The 14,246-nt window shown below is 61.2% G+C and carries 15 protein-coding genes; 6 read left to right on the top strand and 9 right to left on the bottom strand.

What is annotated here, in order from left to right; translation table 11 throughout:
• Positions 1–172: 172 nt before the first annotated feature.
• The 5 genes from HX815_RS22635 to puuE form a co-directional block, all read right to left on the bottom strand.
• Positions 173–1,480: a urate hydroxylase PuuD gene (locus HX815_RS22635; protein ID WP_102606292.1), complete on the bottom strand. Its 1,308-nt coding sequence runs from the start codon at positions 1,478–1,480 to the stop codon at positions 173–175.
• 50 nt (positions 1,481–1,530) lie between these two features.
• Positions 1,531–2,034 (bottom strand): ureidoglycolate lyase, encoded by a 504-nt coding sequence (locus tag HX815_RS22630; protein ID WP_003209110.1) that lies wholly within the window; start codon positions 2,032–2,034, stop codon positions 1,531–1,533.
• A gap of 137 nt (positions 2,035–2,171) precedes the next feature.
• On the bottom strand, positions 2,172–3,167 hold the full coding sequence (gene alc, locus HX815_RS22625) for an allantoicase (protein ID WP_003209112.1): 996 nt from the start codon (positions 3,165–3,167) through the stop codon (positions 2,172–2,174).
• An 80-nt stretch (positions 3,168–3,247) separates the two neighbouring features.
• Positions 3,248–3,763 carry a 2-oxo-4-hydroxy-4-carboxy-5-ureidoimidazoline decarboxylase gene (gene uraD / locus HX815_RS22620; protein WP_177028917.1) on the bottom strand — a complete coding sequence of 172 codons (516 nt, stop codon included), beginning with the start codon at positions 3,761–3,763 and terminating at the stop codon, positions 3,248–3,250.
• Positions 3,760–4,686, bottom strand: coding sequence for an allantoinase PuuE (gene puuE / locus HX815_RS22615; protein WP_093200029.1), 927 nt, complete (start codon positions 4,684–4,686; stop codon positions 3,760–3,762). Before puuE ends, uraD begins: the two co-directional genes overlap by 4 nt.
• Positions 4,687–5,148: 462 nt before the next feature.
• Here puuE and uraH point away from each other — a divergent pair, with 462 nt between their 5' ends.
• The gene (uraH, locus tag HX815_RS22610) at positions 5,149–5,502 is read left to right on the top strand and encodes a hydroxyisourate hydrolase (protein WP_134326010.1); all 354 of its coding nucleotides are present in this window, start codon (positions 5,149–5,151) and stop codon (positions 5,500–5,502) included.
• 130 nt (positions 5,503–5,632) lie between these two features.
• Here the strand turns inward: uraH and HX815_RS22605 are convergent, their stop codons facing one another.
• The 3 genes from HX815_RS22605 to HX815_RS22595 all read right to left on the bottom strand — a co-directional run bounded on the left by HX815_RS22605 (position 5,633) and on the right by HX815_RS22595 (position 8,295).
• Positions 5,633–6,259 (bottom strand): LysE family translocator, encoded by a 627-nt coding sequence (locus HX815_RS22605; RefSeq protein ID WP_008432192.1) that lies wholly within the window; start codon positions 6,257–6,259, stop codon positions 5,633–5,635.
• 63 nt (positions 6,260–6,322) lie between these two features.
• Positions 6,323–7,669, bottom strand: a complete 1,347-nt coding sequence (locus HX815_RS22600) for an NCS2 family permease (protein ID WP_003212843.1) — start codon at positions 7,667–7,669, stop codon at positions 6,323–6,325.
• 191 nt (positions 7,670–7,860) lie between these two features.
• Positions 7,861–8,295 (bottom strand): MarR family winged helix-turn-helix transcriptional regulator, encoded by a 435-nt coding sequence (locus HX815_RS22595; RefSeq protein ID WP_003212841.1) that lies wholly within the window; start codon positions 8,293–8,295, stop codon positions 7,861–7,863.
• 82 nt (positions 8,296–8,377) lie between these two features.
• On the opposite strand from HX815_RS22595, the gene HX815_RS22590 reads away from it, so the two are divergent.
• Positions 8,378–9,544, top strand: coding sequence for a PLP-dependent aminotransferase family protein (locus tag HX815_RS22590; RefSeq protein WP_134326011.1), 1,167 nt, complete (start codon positions 8,378–8,380; stop codon positions 9,542–9,544).
• 10 nt (positions 9,545–9,554) lie between these two features.
• A complete protein-coding gene (locus HX815_RS22585; protein WP_008432197.1) occupies positions 9,555–10,157 on the top strand; it encodes a glutathione S-transferase family protein in 603 nt (200 codons plus the stop codon).
• Positions 10,158–10,258: 101 nt separating this feature from the next.
• Here HX815_RS22585 and HX815_RS22580 read toward each other — a convergent pair whose 3' ends face one another.
• Positions 10,259–11,155, bottom strand: a complete 897-nt coding sequence (locus HX815_RS22580; RefSeq protein WP_003213144.1) for a LysR family transcriptional regulator — start codon at positions 11,153–11,155, stop codon at positions 10,259–10,261.
• 131 nt (positions 11,156–11,286) lie between these two features.
• On the opposite strand from HX815_RS22580, the gene HX815_RS22575 reads away from it, so the two are divergent.
• From HX815_RS22575 to HX815_RS22565, 3 genes are read left to right on the top strand one after another with little or no spacing between them, the layout of a single operon-like run.
• On the top strand, positions 11,287–12,579 hold the full coding sequence (locus tag HX815_RS22575; RefSeq protein ID WP_087694787.1) for a CitMHS family transporter: 1,293 nt from the start codon (positions 11,287–11,289) through the stop codon (positions 12,577–12,579).
• Between the two features lies 1 nt (position 12,580).
• Positions 12,581–13,912, top strand: coding sequence for an acyclic terpene utilization AtuA family protein (locus HX815_RS22570; protein WP_177028916.1), 1,332 nt, complete (start codon positions 12,581–12,583; stop codon positions 13,910–13,912).
• Positions 13,909–14,229, top strand: coding sequence for a hypothetical protein (locus tag HX815_RS22565; protein WP_177028915.1), 321 nt, complete (start codon positions 13,909–13,911; stop codon positions 14,227–14,229). Before HX815_RS22570 ends, HX815_RS22565 begins: the two co-directional genes overlap by 4 nt.
• Positions 14,230–14,246 lie beyond the last annotated feature (17 nt).

The raw sequence follows: 14,246 nt of genomic DNA, 5'->3' as shown, positions 1-14,246 counted from the left end.
TTGTGTTGTTCGGCATTCAATTGCCGGGTGGAACTCATTCGTCAAAGCACACCGCAGATCCCATGTGGGAGCGGGCTTGCTCGCGAACGCGGTGGTTCAGTCACCTGAAGTGTTGAATGACACACCGCATTCGCGAGCAAGCCCGCTCCCACACTAGTCCTGCGTTAATCAGTCAGTTGGTACGCGCCCCCTGAGTGATCCAGGTGCCAATCAAGTCCCGTTCCTGCTGGGTCATCTGGGTGATATTGCCCAGCGGCATGATCTGGCTGGCCACGGCCTGTGCCTGGATGCGCGGGGCCATTTGCTGGATCTGCTGCGGCGTATCAAACATCACCCCGGCCGGTGCGGTGCTGAACAGCGGGCTTGTCGGTTTGGCCGAATGGCACACCGCGCAGCGCTCCTGGATCACCCCGTGGACCTTGTCAAAATCAATCGAGGCCTGGGCCGGTGCTGCTTCGGCAGGTGCCGGTGCAGGTGCCGGTGCCACTGGAGCAGCCGGTTTAAGCCCGCCACCCAACGCCGTTTCCGGCAGCGGCTGGTACTCGATGGCCGCTGGCGCCTTGGCCACTTCCGGTGCAGTCGCCACCGGTTTTGGGCCGGTCACGTAGGCCAGGCAAATCATTGCCAGTGCGCCCACCGGCAAGGTCCAGGCGTATTTCTGGCTGTTGTGACGGGTGTTGAAGTAGTGACGCACCAACACCGCCGCCACCGCGATACCTGCGAGGATCAGCCAGTTGTATTGGCTGCCGTAGGTGCTCGGGAAGTGGTTGCTGATCATGATGAACAGCACCGGCAAGGTGAAGTAGTTGTTGTGGCGCGAACGCAGCAAACCCTTGGCCGGCAGTGCCGGGTCGGGCGTGCGGTTTTCGGCGATGGCCGCCACCAGCGCACGTTGGGCCGGCATGATGATGCGGAACACGTTGCCCACCATGATGGTGCCGATCACGGCGCCCACATGCAGGTACGCACCACGACCGCTGAACACCTTGCTGAAGCCGTACGCGGCGGCAATCAACAGCACGAACAGGATCAGGCCGAGCAGGGCGGGGCGCTTGCCCAGTGCCGAGTCGCAGAGAAAGGAGTAGATGAACCAGCCGGCCAGCAGCGAGCCGAGGCCCAGCAACACACCTTCCGGACCGCTGAGGCTGCTGCCCGGGGCCAGCAGGTACAAGGTCGGGTTGGCGTAGAACACCACGCACAGCAGCGCGATGCCGGACATCCAGGTGAAGTAGGCTTCCCATTTGAACCAGTGCAGGTTGTCCGGCATGGTCGGTGGGGCCAGTTTGTATTTTTCCAGGTGGTAGATACCGCCACCGTGGATCGCCCACAAGTCACCGGCGAGGCCGTCCTTGGGGTTCACGCGGTTGAGGTTGTTTTCCAGCCAGACGAAGTAGAACGAAGCGCCGATCCAGGCGACGCCAGTGATCATGTGAACCCAGCGCACGCTCAGGTTCAGCCATTCCATCAAATGTGCTTCCACAGTCTTTACCTCTCGCCTGTCACTCTGTCGTCGAGTGATCAGACCTTCTCTTATTGGTGGGGGGCGAGGATCAACCGCTCATCCTCTTTGAAAAAATGCTCATCGCAGTTATTGCCTGTGCCACTGCGATCAACCACCAGGAAGTCATCCCGCTTTTCGATCGTCAGCACCGGGTGGTGCCAGACGCCGCGATGGTAATTAATGCCCTGCCTGCCGTTGGTAACGAAGGCGCGGACCAAGCCCGATACAGGTTCATCGCCAAGTGGCGCGACCACGATCAGAAAGGGGTTGCCGAGCAGCGGGATGAAAGCCTGGCTGCCCAGCGGGTGTCGTTCCAGCATGCACACGGTCAGCGGCATGTCCTGCGCGTCGGCGCGGAAGATGCTGATGATCGCGTTATCTTCTGGCGTGGCGGTTTCAACCGTCGCCAGTTTATGAAAGCGCATGGTCGACCCGTTGTTGATCATGAAGTGATCGCTGCCATCGGTTTCGATAACGTCTCCGAAAGGGGCGAAGGCTTCTTTGGTCAGGGGTTCGATCATCAGTGTGCGCATGGCTGTCTTCTTAATCTTGTGTATGGATCGTTCCCACGCTCTGCGTGGGAACGCCGCCCTGGACGCTCTGCGTCCGCTCTTGTGACGCAGAGCGTCACGGTATGCATTCCCACGCAGAGCGTGGGAATGATCGGGTGTTACTTCGAGACCTTACCGAGAACCCGCAGGCGGCTCACACCACCATCCGGGAACACATTCAGACGAATGTGGGTGATCGGGCCCAGCGCCTTGATCTGCTCGGCAAACGTGTGTTCAGCGTGCATTTCCAGTTTCTGCGCCGGCAGCAGTTCGCGCCAGAACAGCGATTGGGTTTCGATCTGGCTGTCGGTGCCGCCCTTCACGAATGCGCCCTGGATCGAGCAAGTGTCCGGATAGTTGCCCTTGAAGTGCAGGGTGTCGACCACGATCTTCTCGATCTCGCCCGGGTGGCCCAGTGCGACGATCACCCAGTCATTGCCCGGCGTACGACGACGTGCGGTTTCCCAGCCGTCGCCCATGTTGATGCCACGGCCCGGGTTGAGGATGTTGCTCATGCGCCCGAAGTGTTCATCGGAGCAGGCCAGTGCGCGGCCGCCGTTCAATGCAGCAGCCAGGTCCACCTGTTCGTTGTCGCCCACCGCCGACCAGTCGCGGAACGGAATGCCGTACACACGCAGACGGGCCACGCCACCATCCGGGTAGATGTTGAAACGCAGGTGGCTGAAGGCCTGGTCGTTGTTGATCTCGTGGAAGTGATGGCTGTTGCCTTGCAGCTCCACCGCCGACAGCACTTCAACCCATTGGGTGTTGTCATCCGGCTCGCCGGACGCCAGGAAGCAGGCTTCCAGGGACGCCGATGGCGGGAAGTTGCCGGTGAAGAATGAAGTGTCGATGTCCACGCCTTTGATCGAACCCGGTACGCCCAGGCGGATCACGGCGCTGTCGTAGCCTTCGAAGCGCTTGCGGCGCGACTCCCAGCCGTCCATCCACTTGCCGTTGTCATCGAAAACGCCCTCCTTCCACACGGCCGGGGTCGGCTGGAACAGACGGTTGGCGTCGGCGAACCAGTCATCGGTGACAGAGATGATCTTGGTGCCCAGGCGGGCGTCGGCCAGGTTGACGAACTTTTCGAAAGGTACGGGTTGCGCTTTCATTCTTCTTGTCTGCCTTAAAGTAAGTGGCTTGGGATGCTCGCCAGGCCCTGGGCGTTCATGAATCGCTCGGGCCAGGTCTGCTAAAGGGTCAGTAATCGGAACAACGCGATTTTATTGATCTCGGCCAGCGCGCATTTGAACTCGGCTTCCACCGAGTGGTGAATGCGCGTTTCAAACGCGGCGAGGATCTGATGCCGGTTGCTGCCTTTTACCGCCATGATGAAGGGAAACTTGAACTTGGCCTTGTAGGCGTCGTTCAGCTCGGTGAAGCGCGAAAACTCGTCGCTCGAGCATTGGTGAATACCGGCGCCAGCCTGTTCATTAGTGCTGGCTTCGGTCAACTGGCCCTGGACGGCCGCTTTGCCCGCCAGGTCCGGGTGAGCGTTGATCAGGGCCAGTTGGCTTGCGTGATCGGCGCTCAACAGGATGTCGCTCATGCGCTGGTGCAGGGTTTCGATCTCGTCGATCGAAGGGGCCTGGCCCAGGTCGAAGGCCTTTTCGGCCACCCATGGCGAATGTTCGTAGATGTCGGCGAAGGCTGCGACGAATTCGTCGCGGCTCAGGGTCGAGGGTTTCAAGGTCTGGAACGCTGTCATTTGGCGGCTCCCTGGAAAGGGTGTACGTCATGCCAGTGACGGGCGATGTCGACGCGGCGGGTGAACCACACCTGGTCATGGCCCTTGGCGTATTCGATAAAGCGCTTGAGGGCGGCCAGGCGCGCCGGGCGGCCAATCAGGCGGCAGTGCAGGCCGATGGAGAGCATCTTCGGTGCTTCCGCGCCTTCGGCATACAGCACGTCGAAGGCGTCTTTCAGGTATTCGAAAAAGTCGTCGCCCTTGTTGAAACCCTGGACCTGGGTGAAGCGCATGTCATTGGTGTCCAGGGTGTAGGGGATCACCAGGTGCGGCTTGCCGGTCGGGTTGTTGGGTTCCCAGTAGGGCAGGTCGTCGTCATAGGTGTCGCAGTCATAGAGGAAGCCGCCTTCCTCCATCACCAGCCGCCGGGTGTTGGGGCCGGTGCGGCCGGTGTACCAGCCCAGTGGGCGCTCGCCGGTGAGTTCGGTGAGGATGCGGATCGCTTCGAGCATGTGCTCGCGTTCCTGGGCCTCATCCATGTATTGGTAGTCGATCCAGCGGTAGCCGTGGCTGCAGATCTCGTGGCCGGCGGCGACCATCGCGCGGATCACATCCGGGTGGCGCTGGGCGGCCATGGCCACGGCGAAGATGGTCAGCGGGATATCGAATTCCTTGAACAACTTGAGGATGCGCCACACGCCGGCACGGCTGCCGTATTCGTACAGCGACTCCATGCTCATGTTGCGCTCGCCTTGCAGCGGTTGCGCCGAGACCATCTCGGACAGGAAGGCTTCCGACTCTTTGTCGCCGTGCAGGATGTTGCGCTCACCACCTTCTTCGTAGTTGAGTACGAACGACAGGGCGATACGGGCCTTGCCCGGCCAGTGTGGGTGAGGAGGGTTACTGCCGTAACCGATCAGGTCGCGTGGGTAGTCAGCGCTCACTGCAGTCTTCCTTCTTGTTCGTGGTAGCGGTGTGTGTGGCGGCCGGGCAGCGGAAAGACTGGGTGGCGTCACAACGATGACTGATTGTATACAACTTAGTGTGCACTTTGTAAGCCTGTATTTCTGCATTTTTTCCGCAGGGTCTTTGCAGAATAGCACTGCAAGAAACCTGCCTGACTGGTCAGCTAAATTGAAAAAAACCTCATTCACTGTAGGAGCGAGCTTGCTCGCGAAAAACCTGAGAGCGCCTCGTTAACCCTGAAGCGCTGCGTTATCGTTAACGATCTTCGCGAGCAAGCTCGCTCCTACAGTATCGGTGTCAGCAACGGAACGCAGGCTTGTTGAATTTATTGTGTACAATTTTTTTGAAAAGTGTCTTAATCAGCCATCGCCGACTTTTTCAGTGACCTGAAAAGGTGCGGTCTTTCACTTTTTACTGACTTCGGGAGGCGCGCAGACGCTATGGGACGTTTGACCACACACGTATTGGACGCCGCGCATGGCTGCCCTGGCAGCGCAATCAAGGTTGAGTTGTACCGTGTCGAGGGCGCACAGCTTGAGCTGGTCGCCAGCACCCTGACCAACAGCGACGGCCGCTGCGATGCACCCCTGCTGCAAGGCGATGACTACCGCAGCGGTGTCTATCAGTTGCAGTTCAACGCCGGTGATTACTACCGCGCCCGCGGTGTGCAACTGCCCGAACCTGCATTTCTCGATGTGGTGGTGCTGCGCTTCGGCATCAGCGCCGAACAGGATCACTACCACGTGCCTTTGCTGATTTCGCCTTACAGCTACTCCACCTATCGCGGTAGCTGAGTCGTCACCGCGCTTCACACCCCCAAAGCTCTTCGTTGGTTTTTCGCCCGCTCACACTGCGGGCTTTTTTTCGCCTGCTGATTGCACCATAAAGGCGGCCCCGATCTTCAGTGCGATCGGGGCTGGATCTTCAGCGGCTCAATAGCGACGCAGCGCCGGCGCCTGTGAACAAGCCCGCACTGATCCGGTTGAACCAGCTCTGGCCCCTGCCGCTGCGCAGGTAGCGCGCGGCACCATGGGCGCCGAGGCCGTAGGCCAGTTTGCACAGCAGGTCGAGCACGGTCCAGGTGGCGATCATGATCAGCAACTGCGGCAAAAAGGCCTGCTGGGCACTGAGGAATTGCGGCAGGAAGGCGGCGAAAAACAGGATGTCCTTCGGGTTGCTGGCGCCCAGCACAAAGGCCCGGCCAAACAGCGCACGAAAACGCGGGGTGGCGGCCACTTGCGGTACGTCGGCGACGTGGGCCGGTTGCCGGGATTGCTGCCAGCTCTGCCAGGCGAGGTAGAACAGGTACAGCGCGCCGACGATCTTCAGGGCGCTGAACAGCTGTTCCGATGCCAGCAACAACGCACCCAAACCCAGCGCCGAGGCGCTCAGCAGGCAGATGGAAGCAATCACCCCGCCGAGAAAGGCCGGGTACGAACGGCGCAGGCCGTAGTTCAGGCTGTTGCTGATCATCAGCAAGGACAGGGGGCCGGGGATCAGGATCACCACCAGCGCAGCGCCGCTGAACAGCAGCCAGGTTTCCAGACTCATTGCATTCCTCCATTCGTACAAAAGCCCCACCCGACGGGGTGAGGCAGGGTCAAGCGGGTTGGCCTACAGGAACGCGAACTTGGCGATGAAGATCGCGCAAAGCACCCACAGGCTGATGGAAATTTCCTTGTGTTTACCCGTGCCGGCCTTCAGCGCCACGTAGGTGATGAAACCCAGGGCGATGCCGTCGGCCACCGAGAAGGTCAGGGGCATCATGATCGCCGTGACGATCGCCGGAATGCTGTCGGTGGCGTCGTCCCAATTGATATGGGCCATGCCGCTCATCATCAGCATCGCCACATAGATCAACGCGCCGGCGGTGGCATAGGCCGGAATCATGCCAGCCAGCGGGGCAAAAAACATCGCTGCGATAAACAGCACACCCACGGTGACGGCGGTCAGCCCGGTACGGCCACCGGCGGCAACCCCGGCGGCGCTTTCCACGTAACTGGTGACTGGCGGCACGCCGACCATGGCGCCGAACACGCTGGAGGCGCTGTCGGCTTTCAGGGCGCGGGAGAGGTTTTCGATCTTGCCGTCGGCATTCACCAGGCCTGCGCGCTGGGCCACGCCCATCAGGGTGCCGGCGGTGTCGAACATGTGCACAAACAGGAAGGCGAACACCACGCTGATCATACTGACGTTGAACACGCCCATCACGTCCATGGCCATCCAGGTCGGTGCCAGGCTTGGCGGGGTGGCCAGGATGCCGTGGTACTCCACCAGGCCCAGGCCCCAACCGGCGAGGGTCACGGCGATGATGCTGATCAGGATCGCGCCGAATACCCGGTGGTAGCTGAGGATCGCAATCAACAGGAAGCAGATGGCCGCCAGCAATGGGGCGGGTTCATGCAGGGAGCCGAGCTTGATCAGGGTGGCCGGGCTTTGCACGATGATGCCGGCGGTTTTCAGGCCGATCACCCCGAGAAACAATCCGACGCCGGCGCCCATGGCATGGCGCAGGCTCACCGGAATGCTGTTGAGCAGCCACTCGCGAATGCGTGAGAGCGTCAGGATCATGAACAACACACCGGAGATAAACACCGCACCCAGTGCCGTCTCCCAGTTGTAGCCCATGGTCCCGACCACGGTGTAGGTGAAAAACGCGTTCAGGCCCATGCCCGGCGCCAGGCCTACTGGCCAGTTGGCGTACAGGCCCATCAGCAGGCAACCCAGCGCGGCGGCGATGCAGGTGGCGACAAACGCCGCGCCGTGATCGATGCCGGCGTCGGCCATGATGTTGGGGTTGACGAAGATGATGTAGGCCATGGTGATAAAGGTCGTGAGGCCAGCGATCAGCTCGGTCTTCACTGTGGTGCCATGCAAGCGGAGTTTGAACAGGCGTTCCAGCCAACCGTTGTGGGTTGGCGAGAGGTCGAGCGTAGGGGCTTCGGATTTGCGGCTTTCCACAGCAAGTACTCCTCAAGAGTTTTATTGTTATTTCCAGCGCCGGACACATGAGTGGGCAGCAGCGCTTTGAGGTACCAGCGGGTTTTGTTGACCAATAGGTCAGGAACTCGCACGAAGCGAATTATGCTTTTGTATACAAATAAAGCAAATAATGTTTTCTATTTTGTGTGCGAAAGGGGATGAAAGGCAATTCAGGATTGGCCACTGAGTGCCTTGTTTACCGCCAGCCAGCCTTCTACCGCCGTCTCGCCTGCCTCGGCAAACGCCCGTTGCAGCAGCTTTACCTGTTCGCGCCGCAGCGATTGTTCGAAACGCCGGCCTTCCTCGGTCAACTCCAGCAGGCGCTTACGCTTGTCGGTCTCGGACGCCACGCTGTCCACCAGGTGCATCTCCTGCAGTTGGCGCAACGGCATGTTCAGCGCCTGTTTGCTCACGCCGAGCAGTTCCAGCAGCTCCTTGACGCTCAAGGCCGGGTAGCGCGCGATAAAAAACACGATGCGTTGATGCACCCGGCTCAAGCCGCGGCGCTCCAGCATTTCGTCAGCCTTGGCGGTGAACGCCTGGTAGCCGAAGAAGAAGGCTTCCATGGCGGTTTGCTGGCTGGTCTGGTTTTTAAGGTCAAGCATATTGACGTATCCGCCCAAGTCGTCGTAATTTCGGTCAAGCAGTTTGACGTATTTCCCCCAGGCTTTGCTACCGGTGACCCTTATGGCCTTCTCAGAACGTGTTTCGCGTCTTAAAAGCTCCCTGATCCGTGAAATCCTAGCGGCGGCGCAAAAGCCGCAGGTGATGTCCTTCGCCGGTGGCCTGCCGGCCGAAGTGATGCTGCCCACGCTGGATTGGGAAGGCATGCCGCTGAATATCGGCCAATACGGTATGAGCGAAGGCGAGCCACAGTTGCGTGAATTGCTGGCGGCCGAGGCGCGGGTGCTGGGTATTGCCTGCGATGCGCGCCAGGTCATGGTGGTCAGCGGCTCCCAGCAAACCCTGGACCTGGCGGCCAAGCTGTACATCGACAAGGGCACCAAAATCCTCCTGGAAGGCCCGACTTACCTTGCGGCATTGCAGATTTTCCAATTGTTCGGCGCCGATTGCCTGACCGTACAGCTTGAGGCGGACGGTCCGGACCTCAGAGCCTTGCGCAGCAGCCTTGAGCAGCATCGCCCGTCCTTCGTCTACCTGATCCCGACGTTCCAGAACCCTTCGGCGGTGCGCTACAGCGATGCCAAGCGCGAGGCCGTCGCCGCGTTGCTGGACGAGTTTGGCGTAACCCTGATCGAAGACGAACCCTACCGCGAACTGACCTTCGACGGCGGCAGCGCGCAACCCATCGTCAGCCGGCTGAAAAAGGCCAGCTGGATCTACACCGGCACCGTATCCAAGACCTTGTTGCCCGGCCTGCGGGTCGGCTACCTGATCGCCAGTCCGGACCTGTTCCCGCACCTGCTCAAACTCAAGCAATCAGCCGACCTGCACACCAACCGCGTTGGCCAGTGGCAGGCGATGCAATGGATCGGCACCGAGAAATACCAGCATCACCTGGTAGCGTTGCGCAGCTTTTACCGGGGCCGGCGCGACGCTTTCCAGGCTGCACTGGCGCGGCATTTCAGCGACCTGGCCGACTGGCAAATACCCCAGGGCGGATTATTCTTCTGGCTGACCTTGAAACAGCCGCTCGATACCCGCACCTTGTTGGCACCTGCGCTCGACCAGGACATCGCGTTCATGCCCGGTGAACCGTTCTTTTCCGAGCCGGACAATCATCACGGTCACCTGCGGCTCAATTTCAGCCATATCGACCCGGCGCGCTTGGACGAAGGTCTCAAGCGTCTCGCTGCGGTGGTCCGTCAAGCACAGCACGCGCAAGCGGCATAGGGGAGCCTCCATGTACAAGGTCTACGGCGATTACAAATCGGGCAACTGCTACAAAGTCAAACTCATGCTCAGCCTGTTGGGCATCGACTATGAGTGGATCGATGTCGACATCCTGAAGGGCGACACCCAGACCGCGGAGTTCCTGGCCAAGAACCCCAACGGCAAGATCCCGGTGCTGGAGCTGGAAGACGGCACCTGCCTGTGGGAGTCCAATGCGATTCTCAACTTCCTGGCCGATGGCAGCGAGTTCCTGCCCAGCGAACCGCGCCTGCGCACCCAGGTTCTGCAGTGGCAGTTTTTCGAGCAGTACAGCCACGAGCCGTACATCGCGGTGGCGCGGTTTATCCAGTTTTACCTGGGGCTGCCGGAAGATCGCCTGGAGGAATACAAGAAGCTGCACAAGGGCGGTTATAAAGCCCTGAAGGTGATGGAGCGCCAGTTGCAATTGACACCGTATCTGGTGGGCGACCAATTCTCGATTGCCGACGTGGCGCTGTATGCCTACACCCATGTGGCGGATGAAGGTGGCTTTGACCTGAGCGCCTATCCAGGCGTGCAGGCGTGGTTGAAGCGCGTGGCCAGCCATCCCAAGCATGTGCCGATGCTGGGCTGAAATGCGGTAATGTGGGAGCGGGCTTGCTCGCGAAGGCGGTGTACCAGTCAGCACATGTATTGGCTGACCCACCGCCTTCGCGAGCAAGCCCGCTCCCACATTTAGTTTTGCGGTGCGCCAGGTAATTCTTCACTGAGCAACTCAAAACAGCGCTGCGCCGCTGGGCTCAACGGCTGTCCACTGCGACTGATCAACCCGATCTCCCGGTTCACCCCCGGATGATCAATGGTAATCCGCTTCAACCCCTCCAGACTGTCCGCCGCCGATTCCGGCAACACACTGATCCCCAAGCCCTGCCGCACCAACGCCAACACGGTCGACATGTAGTTGGCCTCCATCCCCGCGAGCATCGTCAGGCGTGTTTCATCGAACAACGCGTCCACCTGTTCCCGCACGCTGCTGTCGCGGCCGGTGAGGATGATCGGCTGGTCGGCCAGTTGCTCCAGGCTCAACTTTGCAAAACGAGTCAGCGGATGATCCAGCGGCACGAACGCACATAACCGATCATTCAGCACCGGCACAAACGCCAGTCCATGACTCAGCCGCGCCCGCACACCAATACCGAAGTCCACCTCGCCCGAACGCACTTGCGCATGAATGCGGTGAGCAACCAGGTCATGCAAGCGCACCTCGATCCCGGCAAAACGCTCGCGAAACAGGCGCAGGGCGGGAGGCAACGCGCCGGCGCACACGGAGGGCAGGGCGGCGATGGTCACCACGCCCCGGCGCAAGGCGGCCAGGTCACGGGAGCCGGTGACAATGTTGTCCAGGTCCAGCAACAGCTTCTCCATCGGCCCGCGTGCATCCAGCCCTGCGGCGGTGATGCTGACGTGGCGCGGGCTGCGGTCGAGCAGCGCGACGCCCAGCCATTCCTCCAGTTGCTGCACCTGCACGGTCAGCGCCGAGGGCGACAAATGCAGTTCGTTGGCGGCCTTGGTAAAGCTGCCCGTGCGGGCAACGGCGAGAAACGCCTGGATATGCTGGATCGAATTTTTCATTTTTATTTTGCTCGAGCGTTTTGTTTTTTCGAATGTGGAGTGCCGAATATTCCAATTTACAAAGCCTAACGCGATTCCAATACTCCAGGGAAAACAATAACCGGCCGAAAACGCCGTTCTGGAGCTACCCCATGCTCGCTACCCTGGGTGTCATCACCATCCTGTGCCTGCTCACTGCCGTCATGAGCAAACGCCTGTCGCCACTGGTGGCCCTGATTGCCTTGCCGATCATCGCCGCGCTGCTGGGCGGTTTCGGCCTGCAAACCAGCGCCTTCATCATCACCGGCATCAAGAACGTCGCCCCCGTGGTGGGGATGTTTGTGTTCGCGATCCTGTTCTTCGGGATCATGACCGATGCCGGCATGCTGGATCCAATCATTGATCGCATCCTGCGCACGGTAGGGACGCGTCCTACAAGGATTGTCGTCGGTACCGCGACCCTGGCCCTGCTGGTGCACCTCGACGGCTCCGGCGCGGTGACCTTCCTGGTGACGGTGCCGGCGATGCTGCCGCTGTACACGCGGCTGGGAATTGATAAACGCATCCTCGCGTGTGTGGCGGCGATGGCGGCCGGGGTCAACTTCCTGCCGTGGACCGGCCCGGTACTGCGTTCCTCGGCGGCGCTGCACGTGCCGGTGGCGGACTTGTTCCAGCCGCTGATCCCGGTGCAGATCGTCGGCCTGGTCTTTGTATTCGCCTGCGCCTGGTGGCTGGGCCACCGGGAAGAAAAACGCCTGGGCCTGGGCGCTGGTTCCAGCGTGGACGCCGTGCCGCAACGGGTGCTCAGCGACGATGACATTGCCCTGCGTCGCCCGCGGCTCTTCTGGGTCAACCTGATCCTGACGGTACTGGTGATGGTGGTGATGATCGCCGGTTGGGTCGACCCGGTGGTGATGTTCATGCTCGGCACCGTGGTGGCGCTGTGCATCAACTACCCGAACGTCGACGCCCAACGCGCGCGGATCGACGCCCACGCAAAAACCGCCCTGACCATGGCCAGCATCCTGCTCGCCGCCGGTGTGTTCACCGGCATCATGCAAGGCACCGGCATGCTCAAGGCCATCGCCGAAGTGGCGGTGGCGCAGATTCCGGCGGGCCACGGCAAGTTGATCCCGGCGGTGGTGGGCTTCCTGTCGATGCCGCTGAGCATGCTGTTTGACCCGGATTCCTACTACTTCGGCGTGATGCCGGTGATCGCCGAAGTCGGCAAGGCCTTGGGCGTCGACCCGCTGCAAGTGGCCCAGGCCTCGTTGCTGGGCGTGCACACCACCGGCTTTCCGGTCAGCCCGTTGACGCCGGCGACCTTCCTGTTGGTGGGCCTGTGCAAGATCGAATTGGCCGATCACCAGCGCTTCACCATCCCCTTTCTGTTTGCCGCGTCGGTGTTGATGACTCTGACGGCTTTGCTCCTGGGAGTGATTTGAAATGAAAACCTTGCGCATCGGTTCCGGCGCCGGCTACTCCGGCGACCGTATCGAACCTGCGGTGGAATTGGCCGAACAGGGCGACCTGGATTACCTGGTCTTCGAATGCCTGGCCGAGCGCACCATCGCCCTGGCGCAACAGGCGCGGATCAGCGATCCACAAGGCGGTTACGACCCGCTGTTGAGTGAGCGCATGCGCCGCGTGCTGCCCTTTGTCGGCCAGCCCGACGGGCGCCGGCGCCTGCGGGTAATCACCAATATGGGCGCGGCCAATCCGGTGGCGGCGGCGGTTGAAGTGCGGCGGATTGCCAGTGAACTGGGGCTTAACCTCAAGGTGCTGGCGGTGGTTGGCGACGACGTGCTTGAGACCTTGCGTGCCCAGCCGGAGCAGCTGCTCGACAACGGCCAGACCCTTGGCTCGTTGGGCGAGCGGTTGATTTCCGCGAACGCCTATTTGGGCGCCGACGGCATTATCGACGCCTTGCGCGCCGAGGCCGACGTGGTGATCACCGGCCGGGTGGCAGACCCTTCGCTGTTCCTGGCGCCGCAGATGTTCGAATTCGGCTGGGCTGCGGATGATTGGCAACGGCTGGGGCGCGGCACGCTGGTGGGGCATTTACTGGAATGTGCGGGGCAGGTCAGCGGTGGCTACTTTGCCGATCCGGGTTTCAAGGACGTGGACGATCTGGCACGCCTGGGCTTTCCACTGGCCGAGATTGACCCAGACGGCGAGGCCTTGATCACCAAGGTCGCAGGTTCCGGTGGGCGGGTCAGCCGTGCCACGTGCACCGAACAATTGATCTACGAAGTGCACGACCCGGCGGCCTACCTCACACCGGACGTGTGCGCGGATTTTTCCCAGGTGGCGTTTACCGAAGAAGCCGTGGACCGGGTGCGTGCCCACGGCGCGAGCGGACGGCCACGTCCCGAAGCGTTGAAAGTCAGCGTCGGTTATCTGGACGGCTGGATCGGTGAGGGGCAGATTTCCTACGGTGGCCCGGGCGCGGTCGCTCGTGCGCAACTGGCTCGCGATGTGGTCCTGAAACGCCTGGAGTTGACCGGTGTGCGCATGCAGGACGTGCGTGCCGAATTGATCGGCGTCGACTCCCTGCACGGCCCGCGCAGCACGGTTGAACCGTGGGAAGTGCGCCTGCGCATAGCCGCCCGCTGCGCAGAACGCAGCGAGGCGGTGCGTGTCGGCAATGAAGTGGAAACCCTCTACACCAACGGCCCGTCCGGCGGCGGTGGCGCCAGCAAGAGCCTGCGCCAGGTGGTGGCGGTGGCCTCGTTGCTGCTGCCTCGTCACGCGGTCAACCCGAGGATCGAGTCATGAAACTGCGCACCCTGGCCCACTCCCGAACGGGAGACAAGGGCGACACCTCGAACATCTCGATCATTGCGTATCGGGCCGAGGACTATCCGCTGCTCTGCGAGCAATTGACGGCTGAGGTGGTGGCGGCATTTTTTGCGCCGTTGCTGGAGGCGGGAGCTGCACCGGTGCGGCGTTATGAACTGCCCAATGTGCAGGCACTGAACTTCGTGTTGCCGGGGATCCTGCGAGGCGGGGTGACGCGGTCGCTGGCGCTGGACGCCCATGGCAAGTGCCTGGGCTCAGCATTGCTGGATCTTGAATTGGCAATACCAAACTAATGTGGGAGCGGGCTTGC

It is taken from the genome of Pseudomonas sp. E6002 (assembly GCF_013385565.1).
GTDB lineage: Bacteria > Pseudomonadota > Gammaproteobacteria > Pseudomonadales > Pseudomonadaceae > Aquipseudomonas.
Note: the sequence above shows the minus strand (reverse complement) of the source record. Positions and strands in the feature narration are given on the sequence as shown.

Coding starts and splice junctions, on each gene's coding strand:
- HX815_RS22570 (WP_177028916.1), top strand. CDS start 12,581: ATGAAAACCTTGCGCATCGGTTCCGGCGCCGGCTACTCCGGCGACCGT.
- HX815_RS22580 (WP_003213144.1), bottom strand. CDS start 11,155: ATGAAAAATTCGATCCAGCATATCCAGGCGTTTCTCGCCGTTGCCCGC.
- alc (WP_003209112.1), bottom strand. CDS start 3,167: ATGAAAGCGCAACCCGTACCTTTCGAAAAGTTCGTCAACCTGGCCGAC.
- HX815_RS22605 (WP_008432192.1), bottom strand. CDS start 6,259: ATGAGTCTGGAAACCTGGCTGCTGTTCAGCGGCGCTGCGCTGGTGGTG.
- HX815_RS22585 (WP_008432197.1), top strand. CDS start 9,555: ATGTACAAGGTCTACGGCGATTACAAATCGGGCAACTGCTACAAAGTC.
- HX815_RS22590 (WP_134326011.1), top strand. CDS start 8,378: ATGGCCTTCTCAGAACGTGTTTCGCGTCTTAAAAGCTCCCTGATCCGT.
- HX815_RS22595 (WP_003212841.1), bottom strand. CDS start 8,295: ATGCTTGACCTTAAAAACCAGACCAGCCAGCAAACCGCCATGGAAGCC.
- uraH (WP_134326010.1), top strand. CDS start 5,149: ATGGGACGTTTGACCACACACGTATTGGACGCCGCGCATGGCTGCCCT.
- HX815_RS22565 (WP_177028915.1), top strand. CDS start 13,909: ATGAAACTGCGCACCCTGGCCCACTCCCGAACGGGAGACAAGGGCGAC.
- HX815_RS22630 (WP_003209110.1), bottom strand. CDS start 2,034: ATGCGCACACTGATGATCGAACCCCTGACCAAAGAAGCCTTCGCCCCT.
- HX815_RS22575 (WP_087694787.1), top strand. CDS start 11,287: ATGCTCGCTACCCTGGGTGTCATCACCATCCTGTGCCTGCTCACTGCC.
- uraD (WP_177028917.1), bottom strand. CDS start 3,763: ATGACAGCGTTCCAGACCTTGAAACCCTCGACCCTGAGCCGCGACGAA.